General features: G+C 57.0%; 23 protein-coding genes. 14 read left to right on the forward strand and 9 right to left on the reverse strand.

The window, feature by feature from the left end:
* The first annotated feature begins 80 nt into the window (after positions 1–80).
* The 7 genes from D0C27_RS08420 (at position 81) to D0C27_RS08450 (ending at position 9,644) form a co-directional block, all read left to right on the forward strand.
* On the forward strand, positions 81–1,868 hold the full coding sequence (locus tag D0C27_RS08420; RefSeq protein ID WP_137430753.1) for an ABC transporter ATP-binding protein: 1,788 nt from the start codon (positions 81–83) through the stop codon (positions 1,866–1,868).
* The gene (locus tag D0C27_RS08425) at positions 1,862–3,628 is read left to right on the forward strand and encodes an ABC transporter ATP-binding protein (protein ID WP_137430754.1); all 1,767 of its coding nucleotides are present in this window, start codon (positions 1,862–1,864) and stop codon (positions 3,626–3,628) included. Before D0C27_RS08420 ends, D0C27_RS08425 begins: the two co-directional genes overlap by 7 nt.
* The gene (locus D0C27_RS08430) at positions 3,628–4,572 is read left to right on the forward strand and encodes an ABC transporter permease (protein ID WP_137430755.1); all 945 of its coding nucleotides are present in this window, start codon (positions 3,628–3,630) and stop codon (positions 4,570–4,572) included. The genes D0C27_RS08425 and D0C27_RS08430 overlap by 1 nt, the downstream gene beginning before the upstream one ends.
* The gene (locus D0C27_RS08435) at positions 4,569–5,510 is read left to right on the forward strand and encodes an iron chelate uptake ABC transporter family permease subunit (protein WP_137430756.1); all 942 of its coding nucleotides are present in this window, start codon (positions 4,569–4,571) and stop codon (positions 5,508–5,510) included. The genes D0C27_RS08430 and D0C27_RS08435 overlap by 4 nt, the downstream gene beginning before the upstream one ends.
* Positions 5,507–6,283 (forward strand): iron ABC transporter ATP-binding protein, encoded by a 777-nt coding sequence (locus D0C27_RS08440; protein ID WP_137430757.1) that lies wholly within the window; start codon positions 5,507–5,509, stop codon positions 6,281–6,283. The genes D0C27_RS08435 and D0C27_RS08440 overlap by 4 nt, the downstream gene beginning before the upstream one ends.
* On the forward strand, positions 6,280–7,284 hold the full coding sequence (locus D0C27_RS08445) for a siderophore ABC transporter substrate-binding protein (RefSeq protein ID WP_137430758.1): 1,005 nt from the start codon (positions 6,280–6,282) through the stop codon (positions 7,282–7,284). The genes D0C27_RS08440 and D0C27_RS08445 overlap by 4 nt, the downstream gene beginning before the upstream one ends.
* Positions 7,285–7,391: 107 nt before the next feature.
* Positions 7,392–9,644, forward strand: coding sequence for a TonB-dependent receptor (locus D0C27_RS08450; protein WP_137430759.1), 2,253 nt, complete (start codon positions 7,392–7,394; stop codon positions 9,642–9,644).
* A 293-nt stretch (positions 9,645–9,937) separates the two neighbouring features.
* Here D0C27_RS08450 and D0C27_RS08455 read toward each other — a convergent pair whose 3' ends face one another.
* The 3 genes from D0C27_RS08455 to D0C27_RS08465 form a co-directional block, all read right to left on the reverse strand.
* Positions 9,938–10,486, reverse strand: a complete 549-nt coding sequence (locus tag D0C27_RS08455) for a GNAT family N-acetyltransferase (RefSeq protein WP_060186211.1) — start codon at positions 10,484–10,486, stop codon at positions 9,938–9,940.
* Positions 10,487–10,641: 155 nt separating this feature from the next.
* Positions 10,642–11,643, reverse strand: a complete 1,002-nt coding sequence (locus D0C27_RS08460) for a 2Fe-2S iron-sulfur cluster-binding protein (protein WP_137430760.1) — start codon at positions 11,641–11,643, stop codon at positions 10,642–10,644.
* Between the two features lie 180 nt (positions 11,644–11,823).
* Complete coding sequence (locus D0C27_RS08465; protein WP_060186209.1) at positions 11,824–12,765, reverse strand: LysR family transcriptional regulator; 942 nt, start codon at positions 12,763–12,765, stop codon at positions 11,824–11,826.
* Between the two features lie 121 nt (positions 12,766–12,886).
* On the opposite strand from D0C27_RS08465, the gene wrbA reads away from it, so the two are divergent.
* The 3 genes from wrbA (at position 12,887) to D0C27_RS08480 (ending at position 15,237) form a co-directional block, all read left to right on the forward strand.
* Positions 12,887–13,513 (forward strand): NAD(P)H:quinone oxidoreductase, encoded by a 627-nt coding sequence (wrbA, locus tag D0C27_RS08470; protein WP_060186208.1) that lies wholly within the window; start codon positions 12,887–12,889, stop codon positions 13,511–13,513.
* Positions 13,514–13,518: 5 nt separating this feature from the next.
* Positions 13,519–14,685 (forward strand): CynX/NimT family MFS transporter, encoded by a 1,167-nt coding sequence (locus D0C27_RS08475; protein WP_115634306.1) that lies wholly within the window; start codon positions 13,519–13,521, stop codon positions 14,683–14,685.
* A gap of 90 nt (positions 14,686–14,775) precedes the next feature.
* Positions 14,776–15,237, forward strand: coding sequence for a carboxymuconolactone decarboxylase family protein (locus tag D0C27_RS08480; RefSeq protein ID WP_060186206.1), 462 nt, complete (start codon positions 14,776–14,778; stop codon positions 15,235–15,237).
* Positions 15,238–15,289: 52 nt separating this feature from the next.
* On the opposite strand, the gene D0C27_RS08485 is transcribed toward D0C27_RS08480, so the two are convergent.
* The gene (locus D0C27_RS08485; protein ID WP_137430761.1) at positions 15,290–15,820 is read right to left on the reverse strand and encodes a MarR family winged helix-turn-helix transcriptional regulator; all 531 of its coding nucleotides are present in this window, start codon (positions 15,818–15,820) and stop codon (positions 15,290–15,292) included.
* Between the two features lie 102 nt (positions 15,821–15,922).
* On the opposite strand from D0C27_RS08485, the gene D0C27_RS08490 reads away from it, so the two are divergent.
* Together D0C27_RS08490 and D0C27_RS08495 are read left to right on the forward strand one after the other, a co-directional pair.
* Positions 15,923–16,900 carry a tripartite tricarboxylate transporter substrate-binding protein gene (locus D0C27_RS08490; protein ID WP_137430762.1) on the forward strand — a complete coding sequence of 326 codons (978 nt, stop codon included), beginning with the start codon at positions 15,923–15,925 and terminating at the stop codon, positions 16,898–16,900.
* 18 nt (positions 16,901–16,918) lie between these two features.
* Positions 16,919–18,481: a sulfatase-like hydrolase/transferase gene (locus D0C27_RS08495; RefSeq protein ID WP_137430763.1), complete on the forward strand. Its 1,563-nt coding sequence runs from the start codon at positions 16,919–16,921 to the stop codon at positions 18,479–18,481.
* A gap of 50 nt (positions 18,482–18,531) precedes the next feature.
* Here the strand turns inward: D0C27_RS08495 and D0C27_RS08500 are convergent, their stop codons facing one another.
* From D0C27_RS08500 to D0C27_RS08515, 4 genes are all read right to left on the reverse strand, one after another.
* Positions 18,532–18,816, reverse strand: coding sequence for a hypothetical protein (locus D0C27_RS08500; RefSeq protein ID WP_137430764.1), 285 nt, complete (start codon positions 18,814–18,816; stop codon positions 18,532–18,534).
* A gap of 131 nt (positions 18,817–18,947) precedes the next feature.
* Positions 18,948–19,469, reverse strand: coding sequence for a ferritin-like domain-containing protein (locus D0C27_RS08505; RefSeq protein ID WP_137430765.1), 522 nt, complete (start codon positions 19,467–19,469; stop codon positions 18,948–18,950).
* A 196-nt stretch (positions 19,470–19,665) separates the two neighbouring features.
* Positions 19,666–20,964 (reverse strand): chromate efflux transporter, encoded by a 1,299-nt coding sequence (gene chrA / locus D0C27_RS08510; protein ID WP_240688336.1) that lies wholly within the window; start codon positions 20,962–20,964, stop codon positions 19,666–19,668.
* A 167-nt stretch (positions 20,965–21,131) separates the two neighbouring features.
* Positions 21,132–22,037, reverse strand: coding sequence for a LysR family transcriptional regulator (locus D0C27_RS08515; RefSeq protein ID WP_035271399.1), 906 nt, complete (start codon positions 22,035–22,037; stop codon positions 21,132–21,134).
* Between the two features lie 104 nt (positions 22,038–22,141).
* Here D0C27_RS08515 and D0C27_RS08520 point away from each other — a divergent pair, with 104 nt between their 5' ends.
* Both D0C27_RS08520 and dkgB read left to right on the forward strand, forming a co-directional pair.
* Complete coding sequence (locus tag D0C27_RS08520; protein WP_137430766.1) at positions 22,142–23,347, forward strand: MFS transporter; 1,206 nt, start codon at positions 22,142–22,144, stop codon at positions 23,345–23,347.
* A 151-nt stretch (positions 23,348–23,498) separates the two neighbouring features.
* Entirely contained in the window at positions 23,499–24,302 is an 804-nt protein-coding gene (gene dkgB / locus D0C27_RS08525; RefSeq protein ID WP_137430767.1) for a 2,5-didehydrogluconate reductase DkgB, read from the forward strand.
* An 81-nt stretch (positions 24,303–24,383) separates the two neighbouring features.
* On the opposite strand, the gene D0C27_RS08530 is transcribed toward dkgB, so the two are convergent.
* On the reverse strand, positions 24,384–25,430 hold the full coding sequence (locus D0C27_RS08530; protein WP_137430768.1) for a porin: 1,047 nt from the start codon (positions 25,428–25,430) through the stop codon (positions 24,384–24,386).
* Positions 25,431–25,698: the final 268 nt, after the last annotated feature.

The following is a 25,698-nucleotide window of genomic DNA, read 5'->3' on the forward strand; positions in this document are numbered from 1 at the left end:
ATTACATTATCGATAATGATTCTCAATACCTTATATTGAAGAGCCGAATTCTCCGGCTTTTTAGATACTTACCACCGCTCATGACCACTCGTGAAACTGCTACGGACGTGCGTAAAGAGCCTGGCCCCATCAGCCAGATCCTCAGCTCCATACGCTCACGTCTGATTGTTGCCGCCGTTCTGGCGGCCTTGGGTTCAATGCTGACCCTGGTGCCTTTGGCCGGAATCGCCCATATCGCCAAGCTGGCTTTGGGCAATACCCTGTCTGGCGAGCTGCAAGGCGATATAGGCTGGGCGGTGCTATTGAGCATCATCAGCATGTTTGCAGGCCTGGCCCTGATCTCGGCAGGCGAGCTGCTAGCCCACCTGGCCGACAATCAGCTGACACGCGGTCTGCGTCTGAGTGCCGCCCAGAGGTTAGCCAAGGTGCCGCTAGGCTGGTTTACCGGTCAGGCTTCAGGTGAAGTGAAACAAGCCATGCAGGATGACATCGCCACCCTGCACAGCCTGACCGCACACTTTTATACCTCGGTCGGCCGCGCCGTCGGTGCTATTGCGATCTCGGTGCTGTACCTGTTCGTCATGGACTGGCGTATGGCCATCGTGGCTTTGCTGCCTTTCCCCGGTTTTTTCCTGTTCCTGCGCCACGCCATGAAAGCCAGCAGCGCGAACATGCAGGGCTTTGTCGAAAAGCTGGGCCGCTTGAATAGTGCCACCGTGGAATTTGTCAGCGGCATTCCCGTGGTCAAGGCCTTTGGTTCCAATGGGCAGGCACATGGCGGCTATAGCAAGGCCGTGGATGGCTTTGCCAACGCCTTTCTGAACTTTGCCCGCCCTTTGGTGGCCCGCATGGCTCACGCCCATGCCATGATCGCTCCAGTCACGGTTCTAGGTGTCGTGCTGATCTTCGGTGCCCTCTTCAGCTATTTGAACTGGATTGCCCCGGTAGACATTCTGCCCTTCGCCCTGGTGGCTCCCGGCATTTGCGCCCCCCTGCTTTTGCTGCATACCCTGCTACACGATCTGGGTGGCGCAACGGGTGCGGCACAGCGCGTACAAGCTTTGATGCAAACCCCCGTACTGGAACCGCTGAGCACTGATCAGCAACAAATCCCGGCAAGTCACGAAGTGCGGGTCGAAAACGTCAGCTATGCCTACGGCGAAGGCCATCAGGCACTCAGCAATATCAGCTTCACCCTGGAACCGGGCACAGTCACCGCGATTGTGGGCTCTTCCGGTTCTGGAAAATCCACCATCGCCCGCCTGCTGCTGCGCTTTTTTGACCCCAGCGAAGGCCGCATTACCCTGGGCGGAGCCGATCTACGCCTGATTGAATCCACCGAACTTTACCGCCGCATTGGCTTTGTGCTGCAAGAGGTGCGCCTGATCAATGCCAGCGTGCGCGAAAACATTGCGCTGGGCCGCCCCTCGGCCAGTCAGCAAGAGATTGAAGATGCCGCTCGCGCCGCCAATATTCACGACCGTATCTTGACCCTGCCTCGTGGCTACGACTCTGTCGTGGGTGAAGACGCCCAACTCTCGGGCGGCGAGCGTCAGCGCGTCAGCATTGCGCGCGCTGTCCTGCTGGACCCACCCATTCTGGTGCTGGACGAAGCCACCGCCGCTGCCGATGCCAGCAATGAAGTGGCTATTCAAGATGCTCTGTCACGCTTTGCCCAAGGTCGCACCTTGCTGGTCATTGCTCACCGCCTGGACACCATCATGCACGCGGATCACATTCTGGTGCTGGAAGACGGCGCGATTGTGGAGCAAGGCAATCACACCAGCCTGCTGGCTGAACAAGGCCGTTACGCACGACTCTGGACCCTGGGTGGCTACGACAACCGTTCCAAGGACACATCATGCTAAAGACCCTGATTCAGTTGCTGGGTACGGATGCCCCCATTTTCCGCCGCTATAGCTGGATGGCTGTCTTATACGGCCTGCTGTGCGGCCTGACCATGACTACCTTGGTCCCCGTTTTCACTCATCTGCTCAATGGCGAACCCAAACAAGCAGGCGGCTGGTTGCTGGTCCTGCTGCTAGGCGTGGCTGTCTGCTGGGCTTGGCGCCGCCATGTGGAGCAAGCAGGTGTAAATGTTGGGGCCGCCATCCTGCAAGGTGGCCGGCATCGTCTGGGCGAACATATCGCCCAACTGCCCGTAGGCTGGTTCTCCGCTCAAAACACCGCACGGCTGGGGCACATCGTCACTCAAGGCATGATGTCGGTGGCCCAATTGCCTGCACACGTCTTCACCCCGCTGATCGCCGGAGTTGTGACGCCGCTTGTGCTGGTCGTGGCGCTGTTCACCCTGCATTGGCCGCTGGGTTTGATTGCCCTGATCGCGTTGCCTTTGCTGGCGGGTGTTCTGGCACTGACCGCCCATTTGGGACGCAAGGCTGATGATGCCTTCCAGGCCCACTTCGCCCATGCCAGCGAGCGCGTGGTGGAGTTTGCCCAAGCCCAATCCGTGCTGCGTGCCTTCAATGGCGAAGGCGGTGGCACCCGTCTGCTGGAGGACGCGATTGAACGCCAACACCAGGCGGGCAAGAAACTGATCTGGCAATCCACGGCCTCGGCGGTACTCAATGCCTGGGCCGTGCAAGCAGCCTTCGCGGCCTTGCTGATTGCCGCCACGCTTTTTCTAAACAGCCATACGGGTCTGGGCCTGAGCAGTGCAGAAGTCATCGCCGTCATCGTGTCCTTGCTGCTGAGCGCACGCTATATCGACTCCTTGCTGGAAGTGGCCAGCTACGGTGAAGTGCTGCGCGGTGCACGCGGCCAACTTGATGCGATTCAAGAACTGTTTGCCGTTCAGCCCCTGCCCGAGCCCGCTTCACCCCAAACTCCAAGCGACGGCTCGATTGTGCTGAACAATGTGCATTTCCGCTATGCCGCCGACAAGCCCGATGTACTGAATGACGTCAGCCTGAACATTGCACCTGGCAGCATGATGGCCTTGATCGGGGAATCCGGCTCGGGCAAAACCACACTGGCTCGTCTGATTGCCCGCTTCTTTGATGTCAGCCAGGGCAGTGTCTCCATAGGAGGCGTGGATGTACGCCAGATCGGCAGCCCCGTACTGGCCACACAAATCAGCCAGATTTTCCAGGACGACTATCTGTTCGCAGGCAGCATTGCCGAGAACATACGCCTGGGAAAACCGGATGCAACCGAGTCCGAACTGATGGAAGCGGTAGAACAAGCCGGTGTCAGCGAAATCATCGCGCGCTTGCCAGAAGGTCTGAACACAACGGTGGGCGAAGGCGGGGCCCGCCTGTCCGGGGGCGAGCGTCAACGCATCGCCATTGCGCGCGCTCTGATCAAGAACGCCCCCATTTTGCTGGTGGACGAAGCCACTGCCGCACTGGATGCCGAAAACCAGGCAGCCATTGCCCAGGCCTTGGCCCGTCTGCGTGGCAAGCGCACCCTGATCGTGATTGCCCACCAGCTCTCTACGGTAGCCATGGCCGATCAAATCGTGGTGCTGGAGAACGGCCAAATTATCGAACAAGGCCCGCCGGCCCAACTGCGCGAAACCCAAGGCCGTTATACCCACTTCCTGAACCAGCGTCATGCCGCCAAAGGATGGCGTATTGCCACCACAGCCCAGAATAACGGTGTGTGATGCGAGCTAGATCTTTTGTGCTGTTATTTCTGATGCTCTGCAGCCTGTCTTTGCTGATAGGTGCACGGCAAATCAGTTGGGCACAATTATGGAGTTTTTCAGGCGATGCCTGGCTGACACTGAGCGCCAGCCGCCTGCCCCGTCTGGCGGCGCTGGTCTTGAGTGGCATAGGCCTGTCTGTCTGCGGGGTGATCTTGCAGCACATTGTGCGCAATAAATTTGTGGAGCCAGCCACCTCGGGTGGGCTGGATGCCGCCAAGCTGGGTATTCTGATCGCCCTGACTCTGGCCCCCACCAGCGGCACATTGGGCAAGCTGCTGTTTGCCCTCTTGTTCTGCTTTGCCTCCAGCCTGATCTTCATCGCTGTGGTACGCCGCATCCGCTTCAAGAACACCGTGCTGGTGCCGGTGATTGGGCTGATGTATGGAGGTGTGCTTAGCGCCATTGCCGAGTTCTATGCCTACCACCATCAAATTCTGCAAAGCATGCAGGGCTGGATGCTGGGCGACTTTTCCAAGATCGTGCAGGGCAACTACGAAATCATTTATTTGATCCTGCCCATTGTGTTGCTCACCTATCTGTATGCGCATCGCTTCACAGTGCTGGGCATGGGCGAAGGCATGGCCACCAGCCTGGGCCTGAACTATTCCGCCACCGTGGCCCTGGGTTTGATACTGGTCGCGGTTACCGTCTCGGCCACTGTTATTACCGTAGGGGCCATTCCCTTTATCGGCCTGGTCATCCCCAATCTGGTGGCGCTGCGCTATGGCGACAATCTGGCTCGCACCTTGCCCATTGTGGCGCTGGGTGGTGCCAGCCTGCTGCTGGCTTGCGACATTCTGGGCCGCCTCATCATCTACCCTTTTGAAGTCCCTATTGGCCTGACCGCAGGCGGCGTGGGTGGCCTGCTGTTTCTGTTCCTGATCTTCTGGAGGAACCGATGAAACGGCAACATCTGGTCTGGATCCTGTTGCTGGTACTGGCACTGAGCTTTGTGTTCTATCGCTCCGGCCTGGACTTCGACTACATCATCCCCAAACGACTGAACCGCTTGGCGGCTATGGTGATTGGCGGCATCTGCATTGCCTGGTCCTCGATTATTTTTCAGACCATTACCGGCAACCGGATTCTGACGCCCGCCATCATGGGATACGAAGCGGTTTACCTGCTATTCCAGTCCCTGCTGATTTTGCTGCTGGGCACACAAAGCCTGGTGATGCTGGGCGCCAATGGCAATGTGGTGCTGTCCATTGTGCTGATGCTGGCCTACTCGCTGGCAATCCATCACTGGCTGTTTCGCCAGGGCAAGAACAATGTGTATTTCCTGCTGCTGATGGGGCTGGTGTTGACCATGATCATCAGCACCTTCACCCAGTTTGTGCAGCTAAAGATCAGCCCCGGCGAGTTCTCCATTTTGCTGGGTTTTAGCCAGGCGTCCTTTAACCGGGCCGAGCCCCTACAACTGCTGATTTCCGCCCTTCTGGTGGGGGGCATTTGCCTGGGCAGCCTGCGCAGCTTGCCCACGCTGGACGTGCTGTCTTTGGGCCGTGAGCAAGCCATTTCTTTAGGTGTCGACTATCGCGGTACCGTGCGCATCCAGCTGGCACTGATTGCTGCCCTGGTGGCTATTTCGACCAGCCTGCTCGGGCCCACTGCCTTCATGGGGATTTTTGTAGCCAACACCAGCTATGCGCTGGCCCGCAGCTTCCGACACCGAATCACGCTGCCGCTAGGCTGCGCCATCGCCATCGTCATGTTTTTGCTGGCACAGATAGCGGTGGAACACATTTTCAATTACCGCACGACCGTCGGGATACTCGTCAACCTGGTGTGTGGCGCGTACTTTCTGGGACTGATGGTTCGTACCCGAGGCACAGCATGATTACGATCAATCAGCTCTCCAAACACTACAAGAACAAGACCGTGCTTTCCAAGGTCAGCACACAGTTCCCCGCCGGACAGCTCAGCTCCCTGATCGGCCCCAATGGTGCCGGTAAAACCACCTTGCTGATGAGCATTGCCCGCTTGCTGGAGGCCGACGAAGGCCAGATCCAGCTGGACGGCCGCAACATTGCGGATATACGTATTGCCGACTATGCGCGCCGGGTGGCCACCTTGCGCCAATCTCCTGATTTCAATCTGCGCCTGACCGTGGAAGAACTGGTCGCCTTTGGCCGCTTCCCCTATAGCCGCGGCGTGCTGACGGATGAAGATCAACAAGCCATCTCCGACGCTATTCAGTTTCTATCGCTGGAACCCTTGCGCCAGTCCTATCTGGACGAGTTGAGCGGCGGTCAGCGACAGATGGCTTTTCTGGCCATGACCATTGCCCAGCAAACGGATTATTTGCTGCTGGATGAGCCGCTGAACAATCTGGACATCAAGCACGCCGTTCAGATCATGCGCGCCTTGCGACGGCTCTGTGACGAGTACGGCCGCACCGTGATTCTGGTGGTGCATGACATCAACTTTGCCGCCAACTATTCCGATCACATTGTGGCCATGAAAAACGGTGCGCTGTACTGCGCAGGACCGGTGTCAGAGGTCATCACGCAAGCACGGCTGACCGAACTTTATGGCCTGGATTTCGAGATTACGCACAGCGAGCGTGGCCGCCTGTGCAATTACTTCACCCCATCAGGAGAACTAGCATGATCGCCAAACACAGATACGGGCTGATAGCCCTGTTTGTGGCCGCCAGCTTTGCCTTGCAAGGCTGCGAGAAAAAGACCCAGGCAGCGGCGGAAACCCCGGCACCGCAAGCCGCCGTCAGCCCGCAGGCCAGTGCCCGCTATGAACCGATTGTGGTCGAACACAAGCTGGGTTCGACACGCATCGAAAAATTGCCGCAACGCATCGTGGCACTGGACATGAACGAAGTGGATTTTCTGGATGCCTTGGATGTCCCGGTGGTGGGCATGCCCAAAGACTTCATCCCGGCATTCCTGCACAAGTATAAAAACGCCCCTGAAATCCAGGACACCGGCGCAATTGTGCAACCCAATGTGGAACAGGTGTACGCCGCCAAACCGGACCTGATTCTGATCACCTCCTTGCAAGCCAATCACTACAAGGAACTGAGCCAGATCGCCCCCACCATTCACTTTGACGTGGATTACCGCGATAGTCAGGTCAACCACATTGAAGTCATCAAGAATCACCTGCTGACTCTGGGCTCGATTTTCAAGAAAGAAGAGTTGGCCCAACAAAAAGTGGCCGAGCTGGATGCCAAAGTCGCCCAGGCCAAAGAAATCACCCAGGATCGTCCTGAAAAAGCCCTGATTGTTCTGCATAACAACGGCTCGTTCAGCTCCTTCGGGGTGCAGTCCCGCTACGGTTTTGTATTCAATGCGCTGGGCGTACAGCCTGCCAGCCCGACGGTAGAAACCGGCCTGCACGGACAGCCTGTTTCCAGCGAGTTCATCCAGCAAGCCAATCCGGACATCATTTACATCATCGACCGTACCGCCGTCATGGAACGTCGCCCTGCCCTGAACGCCCACAGCCTGAGCAACCCGCTGCTGCGTGAAACCAAAGCCTGGCAAAACGGCCGTGTGGTATTTGCCAATGCCGAAGCTTGGTACGTAACTGCCGCCAGTGTCACCTCGCTGAAATTGATTATTGATGACGTGATCAAAGCCTACCAACAACCATGATCTAACGGTTTTTACACGGGCAAATAGACAGTAACGCGACTCAATCCAATTTCTATTTGCCTTAATCAAAGCAAAGAAACACACCCCGCTACATAAAGGAAACTGGCATGTACACACCACGCCACAATGGGACGTTTGTGCCCTCGATACGTAAAATCGGCAGTTCCAGCCGCTCCGGCTTTGCCCTGGACCGCACGTTCAGCGCCGTGCAAATGGCATTAATACTGGGTTTGGGAGCCAGCGCGCTGGCCTTGATGGCCTCGCCTGCGCAGGCACAAAACAGTACGGCTGCCCAGGCTGATGAAGTCGTCACCCTGCCATCCGTTACCGTCAAAGGCCAGCGCGACAAGACCGTCGAGAGCTACGCCGGTGGACAAGTTGCCACCGGCGGACGTGTCGGTTTGCTGGGCACCAAAGACTTCATGGAAACGCCCTTCAACACCATCAGCTATACCGAGCAATACATAGCCGATCAACAGGCGCGTGACATCAGCGAAGTGATCGCCAAAACCGACCCCAGCGTATTCATGAGCGGCATCGCAGGCGAGAGCAACGAAAGCTACTCCATCCGCGGCTTCCGTTCCGATGTGGGTGATGTCACCGTCAACGGTCTGGCCGGGATGGGCGGCTACTACCGCAACTCGCCCGAAGCCTACGAGCGCGTCGAGGTCCTGAAAGGCCCCTCGGCCCTGCTTAACGGCATGCCGCCCAAAGGCTCGGCAGGCGGCGCCGTCAACCTGGTCACCAAACGTGCAGGCGACGATCCCCTGTTTCGCGTCACAGGCAGCTATATGTCCGACTCGCACTTTGGTGGCCACGTGGATCTGGGCCGTCGATTTGGCGAGGACAAGCAGTTTGGTGTACGCCTGAACACAGCCTACCGCGATGGTGAAATTGCCGTCAAAGACCAGGACAAGAAAATTACCCAGACCTCTTTGGGCCTGGACTGGCGCGGTGAGCGTGTCCGCTTGTCTGCCGACCTGTTTCACAGCAAAGACCGCGCCTACGGCCTGACGCGCGGCCTGACCTTGAATCCCGGCGTAGAACTGCCCAAACCACCCAAACCCGATGTGTCGTGGAACCCGCCTTGGGCTTTTTACGACACCACCGATAAAGGCGCCATGATCCGTGGCGAGTTCGATCTGAACGATCAATTCACCGCTTACGCTGCCGCCGGTATCAGCCGTACCAAATTCAGATCCAATATGGGAGCTGGTCAGGTGATCAATAACGCAGGCGATTTCAGGATCAACTTCAGCGGCGTGGCCGACGAGATGCGGCGCAAAACCGCTGAAGTGGGTCTGATGGGTAAGCTGCAAACCGGCCCGGTCAGCCATCAATTCGCGATCAACGCCACGCAGTACAACGAAGACTACGACCTGAGCGGCTTTCGCAACTTGCTGCCCACCGCATGGGAAACCAATATCTACGATCCCGTCTGGGGTCCAGAGCCTTCCTTGCCGAACAATATTCCGCTGATCAGCACCACTAAAACTCGCTTGAAGAGCATCGGTTTTGCTGACACCCTGTCCTTTGCCGAGGACCGCGTACAAGTGACACTGGGCGCACGCCGTCAGCAAGTGATCAACGAGAGCTTTAACGGCACCACCGGCCAGCGTACAGGCAAGCGCTACAAGGAAAGCGCAACCACTCCCGCCGTCGCTTTCCTGGTGAAAGCCACTGATCAAGTCTCGGTCTACGCCAACTACATCGAAGGCTTGTCCCAAGGCGCGATTGCTCCCAACACCGCCGCCAATGCAGGTCAGGTTTTTGCCCCCTTCAAAACCAAGCAGAAGGAAGTGGGCCTGAAGCTGGATCTGGGTGACTTTGCCCATACCCTGGCCCTGTACGAAATCAAGCGCCCCAGCAGCTATACCGACCCATTTACCAACGTGTTCTCCTTTGGTGGCGAGCAACGCAACCGGGGCATTGAATGGGGCTTTTTCGGCTCCCCCATGGAAGGTGTTCGCTTGATGGGTGGCGTGGCTTACTCCGATCCGGAAATCACCAAAGCCGCCAACCCGGCTGAAGAGGGCCGCCAGGCCACGGGCCTGCCCAAGTGGCAAGCCAAGCTGGGCGTGGAATGGGATGTACCCAACTTGCAAGGTCTGACCGTGATGGCCAACGCCACCACCTCATCCAAGCAATACCTGAGCGCGGACAACTCCCTGTCCATCCCCGGCCATACCGTGTTTGATCTGGGCGCACGCTATCGCACCAAGATCTCCGGCCGTCCGCTGACCTTGCGAGCGACGGTGAATAACGTAGCGAACAAAGCTTACTGGGCCAAGCCGCACTTCACCAGCCTGGGTGTGGGCGCACCACGGACTTTCATGTTGTCAGCAACGATGGATTTCTAAGCTGAAGAGCTGAATTTGATGAAAGGGCCTTGTAGCGCGATAAAAGCGCAGGCAAGGCCTTATTCTTTCCAGAAGAAGAGGCCAAGCCTTCCTGATACTTTGGCGACATTTTCAGGCACAAGAGTACTTGGCATCCTGGCACCGGGCACAAGAAGCAACCAAGCTTTTGGGCTTACGGAGAGCTACCCTTGGTGTCGTACCCGACACCATACGCAGCGACGGTCACCGCAACAATAACAAGAATGACAACGCTAAAGGAAACTGGCTGATCCAGCGTGTTAAAGACTAAGCCCCTAATCCAATAAACACAGCAGATGGATATCTTCCGGGTCCAGCGCAAATAAACGAGCATCAGGCTCTGGCGCGATTTCAAAGCCATGCGCCAGATAAAAATCCACCGTATTCACCGAAGGCGTGGCCGAGGCATAGACCGCCTTCGCGCCCCACTCCACAGCCTGCTTCTTGGCCTGATCCAGCAGCCATGTGCCCATACCCTGCCCGCGCAAGGACTGGCTAACGTGCAAAAAGAAAAGCTGACGCCAGTCGCCTTGTGGCCCCAAAGGCAAGCTGTCCAAACCCACAGCGGCCAGCAAATGATCGCCCTGGAATACGCCCATGAACCAGGAACCGCGATGAAAAGCGTCTTCATGTTCAGGGTGATATTTCTCCGGGTCCCCTTCCGGCCAACCGCGCAAATCAATATCAGCCGCTTGCTTGTGCAGCACACCATCGCGCAGCTCGTACAAGCCGTCAATCCGTTCGCTACGGTCTATAGACCACAGCAGATTCAGTTCGGTTTCCAGTAGAGGGCGTAACGACAAACCAGAGGGTAAAGAGGACATCAAATTCACTGTGACATGTTACGAGGGCTGAGCCAGGCTTGGCACTCAAACAAAAAGATCAGTAGGCTCATTACTGAACGCCAGTCTCACCCCTTGTCTGAATACGTCCGATTATAGGCGCACGCCACTCGAGCTAGCCGCAGGCCTCAGCAATCTTACGGGGTAACAAACACCTGCGCATGCAGATCCTGAATTTTCAAACCGCGCTTCAATACCAGGCCGGTGGCCGCATCCACCAAGCTCGGAGACCCCGCTGCATACACTTTCCAGCCACTCAGGTTTTCCTGTTCCTGAGCAATCACCTCTGTCAGCGCACCGCGTCGATAGGGCATCACCGGTATGCCCGAAATGACGGGCTTGAAGCTCAAATTAGCGTATTGACGTTCCAAGGCCTGAAAAATATCAAGCGCATATAAGTCCCGAATTTCCTGCAATCCGAAATACACATGTATGGCTTGCGTCATGCCGCAGGCCAAAGCCGATTCAATCATTGACCTGATCGGTGCCAGGCCTGCCCCGTCAGCAATACACAAGATGGGGCCATCGTGAGCATCACGCAGATAAGAAGAGCCACGCGGTGCCTCCAGCACTACCTGCTCTCCCGGCTGCAGCACCGTGTGCACGTAGCCTGAGGTCACCCCGCCCGGGACACGACGTATATAAAACTCCAGCTCTGACGCACCGGGGGGATTGGCCATGGCGTAGCTGCGTACCGGCGCTTGCCCGAACCGGATATCCGCATATTGCCCGGCATAAAACATCAGGGGCTCGGCTTCATCAAGACGAATTCGGACAAGGCGTATATCCTGCGTCAAATCCGCAATGGCAGATACGGTCCCCGTCATAGTGCATAAAGGAGGCCGCCCACGTATATCGTCCGTTCCCAGCCACTCTACCGTGACATCGTCGGTCGGAATGGCTCTACAGGCCAGGATCAGGTTTCGGGCCCGTTGCGCGGCCGTCAAGGCAAAAGGCGAATACTCCATCATCTCCACCTGCCCGTCGACCAATCTCGTTTTACAGCCACCGCAGCGCCCCATACGGCAACCATGCGGGTAGACCATACTGTTCTCCAGTGAGGCCTGCAGAATGGTTTGCCCGTTCTGAGCTGCTATCCGTTTGCCTGTCTGACGGATAAAAATGGTTTTGCTGCTCATGTCAGCCTCCCCCTAAGGTACGAGCCGGTGCCCTACCAGGATTTCAACGCATCAAACCCGTGTTTCCGAACCGGTACAGATCTGGCTGCCTTGCAAATGTTATATAGCATGCCAAGGAAATGTGCCCAGCAAGGACAAGCACGGTTTTATCCACCCTAAAGCCTGTACCCGGTTACCTCTTCACGGCGCCGTTCCTGGCCAGACTTGCATAGCATCCTCAGACGGAACGGCACACTTAAGCAACTGCTGCCGCAGCATTGTAGCGGCGACACCAAGCGCGTGATCGGTGCGATGAGCCAGATACGCGCGCGTGTAGGACACCCCCATGGGGCCGAGCGCCGCAGCCGCCAAGGGCACAAGTTGCTTCTGCTCCAACTCCTGCTCAATCGTCCACAAGGGCAAACGCCCCCAGCCCACCCCGCCTAAAATCAGCGCGCGCTTTGCATCCTGAGTCCCTACTCGCAACGTCTGCGGTGATAACACCCCAAAATCGCGCCCTTCGGACAAGGCCGAAGGGTCCTCCAGAACGATCTGCGTATGATCTGCCAATTCCGTGTTCGTCAACGCATGACGGACCAAAGCCAGAGGATGGCTCGCCTCAGCTACAGCCACAATCGGCACCCAATGCAAAGCCTCGATCTGAATGCGCTGATCCATGAAATCCTCGCCCGCCATGATGGCAAGGTCACAGCGCTTGTCCCGCAGCGCCTGTAGTGGCGCACCCAGAGGCTCAACAGCCAGGCGCAGACGGACAGATGGCAAAGCATGACGCAAGGCTTTTAACGCTGCCGCAACAACAGGCAGCGGATAAAGCGTATCGACCATCAAGGACAGCTCGGTCTCCACCCCCTGGACCAATCCGCTGGCGTGGGCACGCATGAAGTCTACTTTCAGCAATATCGCCCGGGCATCTTCGAGCAAGGCCTGACCAGCTTGCGTCAGCCTGGGCCGATGAGCACTTCGATCAAAGAGACTTACTCCCAGATGGCGTTCGAGATTAGCAATGGCGTGGCTTACCGCGGACTGCGCACGACGCAGACGCGCCGCACCCTGACGAAAACTGCCTGCGTCAGCGACGGTGACAAACATACGGATCTGATCGAGGGTAAGGGCGTCCAGCATTGATCTATTTTTTGAATCAAGATGTTCAATATTATAGGTCTTCCGTAGATCATTCAACGCGCCGATACTGACTGTCATTAAGGCGTTCTGTTAACCCTTAAACACAAAAGGACTGTGCGAAATGACTAAAATCCTTATTCTTTATTACTCGTCCTACGGCCATATTGAAACCATGGCCAAGGCGGTCGCCGAAGGGGTACACAGCAGTGGTGCCCAAGCCGTGCTGAAACGTGTGCCGGAGCTGGTGCCTGATGCCATTGCCAGAAAGGCAGGCTACAAACTCCCTCAGAATGCTCCAGTAGCAACCGTCGATGAACTTGCGCACTACGATGGCATCATCCTGGGCACGCCGACCCGATTCGGAAACATGGCTGCCCAGCTCAAGAACTTCCTGGACCAGGCCGGCAGCCTGTGGGCACGGGATGCCCTGGTCGGCAAGGTTGGCAGTGTTTTTACCTCTACTGGCAGCCAGCACGGTGGCCAAGAATCCACCATTCTTTCTACGCATACCGTTCTCCTGCACCTGGGCATGGTGGTGACAGGTCTGCCCTACAGTTTCAAGGGGCAGTTGCGCATGGACGAAATCACAGGGGGATCTCCTTATGGTGCCTCAACACTGGCTGATGATGGCAAGGGAGGTGACCGGCAACCCACCTCTAACGAGCTGGAGGCAGCACGCTATCAGGGAGCTTATGTAGGCCGAGTGGCTCAGGCACTGGCATCAATAAAACCTGCGATAGTGGCGTAAATAACATGCCTTCCCACCAGACACACACTGACTGGCGAGCGGTCTGGGTAGTCTTCATAACCGGGGTAGCCTGCGCCTACAACCTCGGGAAGGTGGCGACTGCCGCAGCGCACTTGCAGTCTGAGCTGGGTTTGAGCCTGGCGGAAGTAGGAAGCCTGGGCGCCACCTTCGCGGTATTAGGTGCATTGGGCAGCATAGCAGCCGGTTCGGCAGTGGCACGAGCGGGGGATAGACGCATGTTGATCATAGGACTTCTGACCATGACAACAGGCGCAGTTGCCGCCGTGCCAACGAACAGCATCGTTATGCTCATGGTCGCGCGAACAGTGGAAGGCCTGGGTTTCCTGCTCATCACCGTATCTGGACCGACGCTAATAGCGCGGATTACACATAAACAGGACCAAGGCAAAGCCCTTGCTCTGTGGAGTTGTTTCATGCCAGGCGGTATGGCTTTAGCCCTGCTTACCGGGCCCTGGTTTAGCAACTGGCGCGATATTTGGCTCTTTACGGCTGTGTTAACGGCCATGATCACCGTGCTGGTCATGCGGCTAACCCCAGCGCTTCCAACACGCCAACTGGCGCCAGCGCCTTGCGCCCGTCTGGGTCATGTTCTTAGCTCAGCCCCTTTGGCTATCACTTTCCTGCTCTATAGCTTGATGTTCTTTGCGCTCTTTTCATTCTTGCCGGTGCTACTGCAACAGCGCATGCAGGCAAGCCCTACTACCGCAGGCATGCTGGCGGCGTTAGCCTGTCTTGCCAATGTGCTGGGAAACCTCTGCGCCGATCGGATTCTAAGGCGAGTGTCCCGACGTGTACTTTGCCTATGGGTCGCCCTCGTGATGGGGGCGTGTGCCCCGGGCATATTCTTGCCCGTGTTCGGGTCCATACCAACACTGGCGCTATGCCTCCTGTTCTCCGCAGTGGGCGGCCTGATTCCAGCCAGCCTGCTGTCTGCAGTTCCACTAGTGACAAGGAATCCAACTCAGGCCGCCCTGGCAGTGGGACTGCTAATGCAAGGCAGCAATATGGGAGTGGCGCTCGGACCGTTACTGGTGGGCCGCGCCGTCGATGGGCACGGCTGGCCCGCCGCCGCAGTGCTGGTTGTCGCCTGGGCGACAGCAATGGCCTTCATCGTCGGATGGCACAGCAAGCACCTGGCGCTGAGGGCTTAGCCAGACGGTCACAACACCCGTAACAAGCCTGATCTCTCCGCGACAAGCACTACACGATTGCCCCACTCATTCTTCAGAAAGGACATAACGATGTCGACTCCCCGACTTGACTACTACACACTGGCCCCACAATCGGCCAAGGCTCTGGGCCGAGCTTCATTTACGGCAGGCTGCACCCTGGACAAACGCTTGAAAGAGTTGGTGAACCTGCGCATCAGCCAGATCAATGGCTGCGCCTTTTGTATCGACATGCACTGGGCCGACTTGATCAGGCAAGGTGCAGACCCAAGGCACATTAATGCGCTTTCGGGATGGCGCGAAGCCACCCGCTTCTTTAGCGAGCCCGAACGCGCCGCGCTTAACTGGGCAGAAGCCGTCAACGCGCTGCCCCAACGCAGCCCCAGCGACGAAGACTTTGAACTGGCTCGGCAGCATTTCAGTGATGAAGCCATCGTCGAGCTGACCTTTGTCGTTGGAACGATTCGCGCCTGGAACATGCTCAACGCCAGCTTTCATACACAGGTGCCTGAAACACCGTATGTGGAGGGTTGAACTGCGCTTGTCCCCATACAAGCGCAACCGTAAGTCCTCAACCCCAGATGAATTACCGATTACGACGGGCCCGCTCCTGCACCACATTGCTCTCCAGCATGGCAGCGGCCCGGCTTGTAATTCTATCGAGCATGCTACTTAGCGCCACCATCTCTGCCTGGCTAAGATCCTGAAAAATCTCTGCATTCAAGGACACGATGATGGGCATCATTTCTCCGTAGCGCTGCCGGCCCAACTCGGTGACAGAAATATGAACCACGCGCGTATCCAGCGTGTCTCGAGTCCGCTTCAACAAGCCTTTTTCACACAAAGAACTGACAGCTCGCGAACAGCGAGCCCCATCCAGCGCAACCGCCTGCGCCAGTGCAGACCCTGTCAGGGCCGGATGCATACAGGCGATAGCCAAGATACGCCACTCACGACGGGTGATATTGAATCGCCCCTCGCACAAGCGAATGAAAATCGGATTACTGGCAGACCAGGCTCGATACAGCTGGAACATCATCATGGCCGGCAGCGTAAGGGGCGTCGCACTGCCTGCAGTGCTTGCCAAGGCAGGGGAAGGCTTGGGGGAGCTGACCATGGGATGACCTTTAACCTTGAAGATACTTGATTAGAACAACTATCAGCCCCCTTGGTAAGCTGCGGTAAAAACTGATGGAAATCAAAAAAAAGGAGACAAATCATGGCCCTGAACCGCCTTCGCGCCACGGTAACAAGCTGTCTGCTGTCAGGACTGCTGTTCACTGGTTTATCCCACGCAGCAAGCCCCGTTGAAACCCTGACTGTCGTTGTGCCCTATGCGCCCGGAGGCGCGTCTGACCGGGCCGCACGCATTGTGTCGGACGGTCTGCACAAGAAACTGGGTATTCCCATTGTGGTCGAGAACAAGACCGGCGCCGGGGGGCGGATTGCCGCCCAGTATGTCAAAAGTACGGCGGCAGACAAAAATGTGCTGATCCTGGCCAACCCCGCCGTCATGGTCGTCGCCCCCCTGGTTTTCAATGACATCCCCTACAAACCCGACACCGACTTTCAGGCCGTTTCCATGGTGACTGAATACGGTTTTGGGGTAGCGGTGTCGGCAGACAGCGACATTCAAACCATGGACCAACTGATTGCCTGGGCCAAAGAACATCCCGGTGCCTTCAATATTGGCGTCCCGGCCACTGGCAGCCTGCCGCACTTTTTCGGCCTGATGCTATCCCAGCAAATTGGCTCCAAGGGCGAGATCATCGGCTATCGCGGATCGGCACCGGTCATTACGGACTTGATCGGCGGCGTACTGCCCTTGGCTATCGATACGCTGGATGTACTGACGTCTCAGCACCAGGGCAAGCGCATCCGCATTCTGGCCACCTCGGGCAGCGAACGAGAGACCACCCTGCCAGATGTACCTACCTTGAAACAGTCCGGTGTGGACCTGGAAGCCTCAGGCTGGAACGCCTTCTTTGCCCCGGCCTCCATGCCAGCCGATAAAGTCGCCTTCCTGGGCACGGCCATTAAAGAAGTCACCAGCGACCCGGCCCTGCAAGAAACACTGCTGAAAAATGAATTGATTCCCGTATCTGCCGATGCAGAAGAAACCCGCATCCGCATTGAACAATTCCGCCAGCAATGGGCTCCGGTTATTCAGGCTTCCGGCTTCAAAGTCACGCAATAAACCAGCAACACAGACAACATGACACAACGCAAGAACGTCCTGTTCATCATGGCCGATCAGCTGCGGGCTGATCACCTGGCCTGCTACGGCCACCCTCATATTCGTACCCCCCATCTGGATGCTTTGGCGGCCAAGGGGGTGCGCTTTGATCGCGCTTTCGTCAATTCCGGCGTCTGCGGCCCGTCCCGCATGAGCTACTACACAGGCCGCTACCCATCGACGCACGGAGCCACCTGGAATCGCGTGCCCTTGTCGGTAGGCGAAGTCACCATGGGCGAGTATTTGCGCGCCGGTGGACACAAACTGGTGCTGGCGGGCAAAACCCACATCATGGTCGACCACAAAGGGCTGGAACGGCTGGCACTGGATGGTGGCAGCGAACTGGCCCGCCTGCTTAAAACAGGGGGGTTTGAAGAGATAGACCGTTACGACGGCCACCACGAACCGGGAGAAGAAAGCGGCTACCCGGCTTACCTGCGAAGTCATGGTTATGAATCCGACGACCCATGGACAGACTTTGTCATCTCTGCGCACGGGCCCGATGGGCAGCCAGTCAGTGGCTGGCACATGCGCAATGCTTGCTACCCGTCCCTGGTAGAGGAAAAGCACTCGGAAACGGCCTATATGACGGACCAGGCCCTGTCCTTCATGGAGCGCATGGGGGATGAACCTTGGGTGATGCACCTGAGCTACGTCAAACCACACTGGCCCTATATCGCTCCTGCGCCCTACCACGATATGTACAGCGCCGAGCAATGCCTGCCCGTAGTGCGCAATGAGGCCGAATTAAGCAATGCGCATCCGGTCGTAGAGGCCTACCGCCAGCAAGAGGAATGCGTCAGTTTCGCCAGCGAAACCTGCATCAACACGGTCAGACCCGCCTACCAGGGTCTTATTACCCAATTGGACGACCACCTGGGCCGCTTGTTCGACTTCATGTCCCGCAATGGCCTGATGGACAACACCCTGATCATCTTCACGGCCGACCATGGGGATTTCCTGGGCGATCATTGGCTGGGCGAGAAAGAGCTGTTCTACGACACCGTGCAGCGTGTACCTTTCATCGTCTACGACCCGTCACCGGAGGCGAATGCTACGCGGGGAACAGTCGATAACAGAATGGTCGAAGCCGTGGATGTGCTACCCACCATGCTCTCGTGGCTGGGCCTGCCGCTGGCTTCCCACCGCCTTGAGGGACGAGACTTGCTGCCCCTGCTACATGGCACCCAGCCACCTTGGCGCGACTGCGTGTTTTCCGAACTGGATTACAGCTATCGCCTGGCCCGCGTGATACGCGATAAATCACCATCCAATGCCAGAGCCTGGTCCCTGCGCAGTGACCGCTGGCGCTATGTGTATTGGCTGGACGAGCCTGAGCAGCTCTATGACCTGCATGCCGATCCTGAGCAGTTCAACGACCTGGGCCAATCTCCAGACCACGAAGACGTACGGGTTGAATGTCGGGAGCGCTTGCTGCAGTGGTTCACAAGCCTGAAACGCCGAACGACCGTGACGGACGAAGAAGTAGAGCGCGGTACCAATGCGTATAAAAAAGCAGGGGTATTTTTCGGGCAGTGGTAAGCCCAGGAGCAGAAAGGGCAAGCGTGTAGCATCAAGCGCTTGCCCCCTTCCTAGTCCGGGTTCTTCGGACCGCGGCGCTTGGGCAAGATGGCGGGCGTATCGTCATGTGGCTTGAACAAATACGGACTCTTATCGGGTTCCGGATTCGGAGAGCCATCAAACTGCGTGGCTTTATGGTCTACCGGCCGCCTTCGCTTCTTGTCTTTGCCGCGTTCATTTACTTCCTTCAGGTCTTCCTGCACCCGCCCGGCAATATCCACTTGGGATTCGCTGCTGGGCTCCGGTGCTTTGGCTTGATTCGAGCCTTCGGTGTTGCCTTTGCGTGTGGGACTCATGCGGACTCTCCAAAGATCAGGTTTCACAGACAGGCTCCAGCAAACAGTGTGCCTGGTAGCCTTCATGGCTGCCCCAAAGCTGAAAACCTGCCAAGCAAGGCCGTCAATCAACAGCCTTGGACGGATGTGGACTAAGGCTTGGCCTGACTGTGACCTTCATTGGCACGAGCCAGAAAAATCCGTATCAACTCCGGTGAGTGCTCTTCCAGCCAACGAGCCATCGCGCGCTCTTGCTCCAGGATTTGATGGCACACCATCGCCGTCTCCGTATCGCCCACAAAATCAGCGGCCTCCTTGAGCTGGCTGTAAGCCGCAATTTCCAGGTTTTCGAAGGCAAAGCTGAACATCGTGCCTTTCACCACTTCATCAGAGGCAAAGATCCCGGAAAAGCCTTGAAACGCTGCCATAACTTTCCCGCCCAGGTCTTTGAGCAAGGACGTATCCCCACCGCGCCGCTCTATGCATTCGCGCACCAGCCCCTGCTGTGTCTGAGTTTCCTTGATATGTTGCTGAATACGCTGATGCAACTCCGGGTAGTTCTCCACCCACGAGAGCATGCTGTTGAGCATCGTCTCAGCCTGTTCTTCCATTGCATGTGCGTCTCGAAGCCAGTCCATCAAGTGTTTATCCGCGCGTGATTTATTGGTATCCATGACATTCTCCTGTCGGTTTGCCTTGCCGCAACTGCGACAAGCAACTGATACCCAGCATATGGCGTTCCCAAGGTGCCAGCGCCCCGCGCACACCTTGAAAAACACCAAACAGCTACCTGCTTCCTCTTGAATCAGCCCCCACACATCCCGGACCGAAAAAATGAAGCCAGGCAATCACGCACGGCAAGCAAAACACTTAAATAATCGACATTAGAAAGGCGCCCAGCCCCGCCAAAAGTACAACCAACGCCGGCGGCACACGCCCCACCGTCAACAAGCCAAACAAGAGCAAGGCCAAGCCAAAATCCGCCTTGTCATGAATGGCACTGGTCCATACCGGGTCATACAGCGCGGCCCCCAGGATACCGACCACCCCTGCATTAATCCCTGCCATCGCCGTGCGCACGCCAGCCCGATGTCGCAGCCCTTCCCAGAAAGGCAAGACGCCAATCAGAATCAAAAACGCTGGGATAAAAATAAGCGCCAGCAGAGCCAAGCCGCCCAGCCATCCCTGCAAAGGCCATTGAGCCATCGCCCCGATATAAGCCGCGAAGGTAAACAGGGGGCCCGGCACTGCTTGCGCCGCCCCATAACCCACCATCAAGTCCGCATTGCTGACCATTCCTGTCGGTACGACAGAGGCCTGCAAGAGCGGCAACACAACATGCCCCCCACCAAAGACCAGTGCCCCGGATCGGTACACCCCCTCCAGTAACTGAACAATCGATGAGCCTGTTGCCGCAGCCCACACAGGCAAAGCAAGCAAGAGCCCGACAAAAGCCACTAGGGCAGCCATCCCTACCCTGCGAGACACCGGATACGAATGAGCCTGAGCCACTCCTGCTTGAGCAAAGTCCAATTTCCACCATGCGATCAAACCTGTCACCGCAATGGCCAGAACCTGCCCAAAGGCCGAGGGCAAGGCCAGACTTAACAAAGCAGCCACCATCGCCAATGCAGCACGAGATCGATCAGGACATAGAGACCGGGCCATTCCCAACACCGCCTGGGCCACAATTGCTACCGCCACAATCTTGAGTCCATGTACCCACGCAGACTCTGCAATCCCCTGCTGTCCCGCCAATCCCATGGCAAACAAAATCAATGCAATGGCCGATGGCAAGGTAAAACCCGTCCAGGCTGCCAGCAAACCCATCCACCCGGCACGCCCCAGCCCCAGCGCCATCCCGACCTGGCTGCTGGCCGGACCCGGCAAGAACTGACACAGGGCAAGCAGATCGGAGTAGCTGCGATCATCCAGCCAGCGACGGCGCTCTACGAACTCGGTACGGAAATAACCCAGGTGCGCGATCGGGCCGCCAAACGAAGTCAGCCCGAGTTTCAGGAAGGCCCAGAAGACCTCCAGCGGGCTGCCTGGCCTATCCGACGCCTGCCTCTGCACTTCTGCCGGTACTGATGTAGGTGTCTGTGTCTGTGTCTGTGTCTGTGTCTGTGTCTGTGTCTGTGTCTGCACAGGTTCGTTCGAATTATTCATTGCTGCCTGTTCCCCCCTTGATCAACATCCGGCACACGTCATCTGCACCACCTGTTTTTACTGCTGATTAGTTTTCTGCTTACCGCCGATAGACAAGCTACAGACACCTTAGCCTGGCAACATATGAATACTGTGATGTAGAACGTCAGAACTGTCCTCATCACGCGCTATTTCGACCCACCCAGCCCTGCCTCCCAGCACTCGCTCAGATAGCTTACAAACGTGGAAATCCGCGCCGATAAAGCCGTATTGCGGTAGTACACCGCATTGATAGGCTGACACATCTCCAGCGTGCGTTTCGGGAACAACTGCACCAAACGTCCTGCCTCGCGATCCCGGTGCGTCATGAAGTCCGACAACGACACAATCCCCACGCCATCCAGCGCCAATTGCCGCAAAGTTTCCCCACTGGAAGCGGCAATACTTGGCTTGATATGCACCGGCATTCCGTCCTGCGCAGGCAAGGGCCATTCATTCAGGGATAGCGGCTGGGTAAAGCCCAGCAAAACATGATTATCCAGGTCGGCCACGTCACGCGGATGACCGTGCTTTTCCAGATAAGCAGGTGAAGCCATCACGCGTAGACGCGTGTTGCCAATAGGTCGCGCATGCAAGGTAGAGTCCTTGAGCCGACCAATCCGAATAGCCACATCCGTGCGATGCTCCAGCAGATCAATCCATCCTTCATTACTGGTCAGCTCCAGGCTGACCTGCGGATAACGCTCCTTATAGCCGCGCACAATCGGCACCACGCAATGCAGAATAAAAGGCGAGGCAGCATCCACCCGCAAGCGCCCTACTGGCTGCTGCCGGCGTATGGCCAGATCCTCCTCCGCCTCCTCCACATGGGCCACAATGGATCGGGCTCGCTCCAGAAAAACCGCCCCCTCCTCCGTCAGTTCCAAGCGCCGTGTGGTACGCCGTAGCAAGGTGGTGTTGAGCTTCTCCTCCAGCCTGTTCAATGTGCGGCTGACCGCCGACACCGTCAGCCCCAGATGCTCGGCCGCCCGCGAGATGGCACCGGCATCCACCACGGCTATAAATGCCTGCATTTCATCCAGAGTTGTTTTCATTGTTGACTTTAAATCAAATGTATTTCGACCAATATGGACTTTTTCGACTAAATCATCAAGAACACAATGGCATCTTCTGCAATGCTCCACGCAAGGATGCCATCATGCCTATAGCTCTACTGGCGCTGACCATCAGTGCCTTTGCCATCGGAACGACAGAGTTCGTGATCGTTGGCCTTCTCCCTACCATCGCGGCGGACCTGGCCGTGAGCCTGCCCTCCGCCGGGCTGCTGGTCAGCTTGTACGCCCTGGGCGTTGCCGTAGGTGCCCCCGTCCTGACCGCCCTGACCGGCAAGGTCCCCCGCAAAGCCTTGATGCTGGGCTTGATGGCCCTGTTCACCCTCGGCAACCTGGTGGCCTGGCAAGCACCAGGTTATGAATCCCTGATCGTGGCCCGTATTCTGACCGGCCTGGCTCATGGCGTGTTCTTTTCCATTGGCTCCACCATTGCGGCCAGCCTGGTCCCCAAAGAAAAAGCCGCCAGCGCCATTGCCATCATGTTCACCGGCCTGACCGTTGCCCTGGTGACGGGCGTACCGCTGGGCACCTTTATCGGCCAGCAGTTCGGCTGGCGCACCACCTTCCTGGCTGTCTCGGCCCTGGGTGTGATCGCCTTCCTGGGTAGCCTGCTCTTTGTGCCCAAGAACGTAGTACACAGCAAACCGGCCACTCTGCGTCAACAAATCCGCGTCTTCGCCCAACCACGACTGTTGCTGGTGTACGCAATGACAGCGGTGGGCTACGGCGGCTCTTTCATTGCCTTCACCTTTCTGGCGCCCATGCTGGAACAGATTACGGGCTTTTCCATTCACGCCGTGGGCGGCGTCATGCTGGCTTACGGGGTGTCAGTTGCCATCGGTAATCTGTGGGGTGGCAAGCTGGCCGATCAACGCGGCCCCATCCCCGCCCTGAAACTGATTTTCCTGCTGCTGGCCATCGTCCTGCTGGCCCTGACCTTTACCGCCGGCAACCCTTGGTTGATGCTGGCAACCGTACTGGCCTGGGGTGGTGTGGCATTTGGCAACGTACCCGGACTGCAGATCTATGTTGTTAACCAGGCCCAACGCTTTGTCCCTGAAGCAGTCGATGTGGCCTCCGGCCTGAACATCGCCGCCTTCAATATCGGAATTGCAATCGGAGCCTGGGGTGGTGGCCTGATCGTCGCCAACGTCGGCCTGATTCATACCGCCTGGATCGGTGCCATCGTCGTCCTGCTGGCCCTGGGCCTGACCGTCTGGGCAGGCAAACTGGATCAGCGAGATCAAGAAGATCAACTGGACGTAAAGGCAAGACCCCTGGCGGTTTGCTAAGCATCAAGCCCCAACAACGCAACAACCCAGCAATACTGCTGCACCAAAGCACCGAGAACGCTCCCGCAATCAGCACTGGAAGCGTTCCCCCATACGCATCAACGGGCTGCTCTTGCTACCCGTACAAATTTACTCAAATGGAGTTACCACTATGTCTATCCCACAAATCGGCGTCGGCACCTTCCGCCTGAAAGAACAAGCTGCCATTGACTCAGTACGCACCGCCCTGGACGTTGGCTACCGCGCCGTCGATACCGCCCAGATCTACGAGAACGAAGCTGAGGTTGGCCAAGCCATTGCCGAATCCGGAGTGCCTCGGGACCAACTGTTCATCACCACCAAGATCTGGATCGACGAGCTGTCTGCCGACAAACTGATCCCTAGCCTGAAAGCCAGCCTGGAGAAACTGCGCACCGACCACGTAGACCTGACCTTGATCCACTGGCCGTCGCCACAAGGCGCTGTGCCTTTAAAAGAGTCGCTCCAAGCCTTACAGCAAGCACGCGAACAAGGCCTGACCCGCCAGATTGGCGTGTCCAACTTCACCATCGCCCTGCTGGACGAAGCCATCAACGCCATTGGCGCAGAAAACATCGCCACCAACCAGGTAGAAATCAGCCCCTACCTGCAAAACGCCAAGCTGGCTGCCTTTGCACGGGAGAAGGGCGTGCATCTGACGTCCTACATGACTTTGGCTTACGGCAAAGCAACGCAAGATACAGTGTTGCAGGAGATCGCAGCTAAACATGGAGCGACTGCGGCCCAAGTGGCACTGGCCTGGGCGATGCATCAAGGGTTTTCGGTGATTCCTTCGTCGACCAAACGGGCGAATCTGGAAAGCAACCTGAAGGCTGGCGAGCTGAAGCTGGATGCGGAGGATTTACAGAGGATTGCGGAGTTGGATCGCGGGGAGCGTTTGGTTGATCCGGAGGGTTTGGCGCCGGTTTGGGATTGAGGCCAAGGATTCAATAAGCCTAAAAGCAGACGACACGTCTACGGGCATGTCGTCTGCTTGCCTTCTACTGCAGTGAACCGTTTAGAAGTGTGTGCGTATACCCACACCAAACGTATCGCCACGCGACAAACCAGTCAGTTTGTCGCTGTAATACGCAGCATAGACATCCGTGCGCTTGGAAAGCTCGTAGTCGTAACCCAAGGCCCAGCTGTTGCGCTTGACGTCACTGGCCCCACTACTACGCGTGTGACCATACGAAGCCAGCACCTTGCCGCCGCCCATAGGGACAGACACACCAAACTGCCCGCCCTTCATCGTGATGTCACCACTAGTGATGGTGTTCTTCACGTACTGAAACTGAGCAAAAACCTTGGCGAAATCAAAGTCATAAGCCATGCCTAACTGGCTTGCTCGCTGGTGACGAAAGCCCACAATAATGTTTTCCAGATCATCCGCCTGATTGTCGAACTTGATCTGCTGATAGGCTAAGGTCGCCGAGAAAGCACCATTGAAATACAGCGCATTGCCACCCCATTTATTGGAGCCAGACTTGTTAGGCTCGTTACTGAACCCGTAAATCAAGTTTGCCGTCAGTCCATTGAAGTCTGGCGTGGTGTACTTAACTGCATTGCTCCAGCCCGAATCGCCCAGCACACCTTGGCCCTCCATCCCCAGATACGTGTGAAACACCGACGGGGAGAACGTGTAGGAATCGCCAAACGGGTTAAACAAGATGGTGGAGACGAAATAAGGCGTAGTCAGCCGCCCCAGCGTCAAAGTGCCTGCATCATCACTTTGCAAACCCACATAAGCACTACGCGAAAACATGGGATCGCCATTGAACCGCCCCGCCTGACCTGTCTCTGGCCGGAAGAACCCTTCCATGGCAAACACGGCGCGAACACCGTTGGACAACTCCTCCTGGCCTTTCAAGCCCCAGTAAGAGGTTGTCATCCCTCCCCCGCCTACCGTCCCTTCCCGCTTGTTGCCTCCTACAGGCTTATGTATACCTGCCCAGGCATCAACCAGACCGTACAGCTGCACATTGGATTGAGCGTGGGCAGTTGACCCTATTCCCAGCAAAGCGGCCAGCAGCCCGCCTGCCAATATTGGCATCTTTAGAACCATTGTGTCTCCGTTATCGTTTTCAGTATTGTGGTGATCCCCCTTCCCTTTTTCTAAGGGGGAGCCCTGACTGGGTGTCATCCACTTCGGCAGTACAAACAGGCAAAGCGAACAACCCCAATTTTTCTAGGGGCTTTTAATTTTTACTGTCACTTACAAGTGGTTTGGAAAGATGCGGGTGATAACGGTTATTCAAGCTTGTATGCTCGTTGCCTTTAAGAACGGCTTGGGTTTTTCTTCTGTGGTGTTGTGTGCTTAAGTAAGCGGCAGT

It is taken from the genome of Alcaligenes faecalis, assembly GCF_005311025.1.
GTDB classification, from domain to species: domain Bacteria; phylum Pseudomonadota; class Gammaproteobacteria; order Burkholderiales; family Burkholderiaceae_B; genus Alcaligenes; species Alcaligenes phenolicus.

Bases quoted from the DNA above. Each gene is read 5' to 3' on its own strand.
- D0C27_RS08435 (WP_137430756.1), top strand. From the start codon at position 4,569: ATGAAACGGCAACATCTGGTCTGGATCCTGTTGCTGGTACTGGCACTG.
- D0C27_RS08520 (WP_137430766.1), top strand. From the start codon at position 22,142: ATGCCTATAGCTCTACTGGCGCTGACCATCAGTGCCTTTGCCATCGGA.
- D0C27_RS08500 (WP_137430764.1), bottom strand. From the start codon at position 18,816: ATGAGTCCCACACGCAAAGGCAACACCGAAGGCTCGAATCAAGCCAAA.
- D0C27_RS08465 (WP_060186209.1), bottom strand. From the start codon at position 12,765: ATGCTGGACGCCCTTACCCTCGATCAGATCCGTATGTTTGTCACCGTC.
- chrA (WP_240688336.1), bottom strand. From the start codon at position 20,964: ATGAATAATTCGAACGAACCTGTGCAGACACAGACACAGACACAGACA.
- wrbA (WP_060186208.1), top strand. From the start codon at position 12,887: ATGACTAAAATCCTTATTCTTTATTACTCGTCCTACGGCCATATTGAA.
- D0C27_RS08475 (WP_115634306.1), top strand. From the start codon at position 13,519: ATGCCTTCCCACCAGACACACACTGACTGGCGAGCGGTCTGGGTAGTC.
- dkgB (WP_137430767.1), top strand. From the start codon at position 23,499: ATGTCTATCCCACAAATCGGCGTCGGCACCTTCCGCCTGAAAGAACAA.
- D0C27_RS08440 (WP_137430757.1), top strand. From the start codon at position 5,507: ATGATTACGATCAATCAGCTCTCCAAACACTACAAGAACAAGACCGTG.
- D0C27_RS08460 (WP_137430760.1), bottom strand. From the start codon at position 11,643: ATGAGCAGCAAAACCATTTTTATCCGTCAGACAGGCAAACGGATAGCA.
- D0C27_RS08515 (WP_035271399.1), bottom strand. From the start codon at position 22,037: ATGAAAACAACTCTGGATGAAATGCAGGCATTTATAGCCGTGGTGGAT.
- D0C27_RS08490 (WP_137430762.1), top strand. From the start codon at position 15,923: ATGGCCCTGAACCGCCTTCGCGCCACGGTAACAAGCTGTCTGCTGTCA.
- D0C27_RS08430 (WP_137430755.1), top strand. From the start codon at position 3,628: ATGCGAGCTAGATCTTTTGTGCTGTTATTTCTGATGCTCTGCAGCCTG.
- D0C27_RS08455 (WP_060186211.1), bottom strand. From the start codon at position 10,486: ATGTCCTCTTTACCCTCTGGTTTGTCGTTACGCCCTCTACTGGAAACC.
- D0C27_RS08480 (WP_060186206.1), top strand. From the start codon at position 14,776: ATGTCGACTCCCCGACTTGACTACTACACACTGGCCCCACAATCGGCC.
- D0C27_RS08450 (WP_137430759.1), top strand. From the start codon at position 7,392: ATGTACACACCACGCCACAATGGGACGTTTGTGCCCTCGATACGTAAA.
- D0C27_RS08485 (WP_137430761.1), bottom strand. From the start codon at position 15,820: ATGGTCAGCTCCCCCAAGCCTTCCCCTGCCTTGGCAAGCACTGCAGGC.
- D0C27_RS08445 (WP_137430758.1), top strand. From the start codon at position 6,280: ATGATCGCCAAACACAGATACGGGCTGATAGCCCTGTTTGTGGCCGCC.
- D0C27_RS08420 (WP_137430753.1), top strand. From the start codon at position 81: ATGACCACTCGTGAAACTGCTACGGACGTGCGTAAAGAGCCTGGCCCC.
- D0C27_RS08425 (WP_137430754.1), top strand. From the start codon at position 1,862: ATGCTAAAGACCCTGATTCAGTTGCTGGGTACGGATGCCCCCATTTTC.
- D0C27_RS08505 (WP_137430765.1), bottom strand. From the start codon at position 19,469: ATGGATACCAATAAATCACGCGCGGATAAACACTTGATGGACTGGCTT.
- D0C27_RS08530 (WP_137430768.1), bottom strand. From the start codon at position 25,430: ATGGTTCTAAAGATGCCAATATTGGCAGGCGGGCTGCTGGCCGCTTTG.
- D0C27_RS08495 (WP_137430763.1), top strand. From the start codon at position 16,919: ATGACACAACGCAAGAACGTCCTGTTCATCATGGCCGATCAGCTGCGG.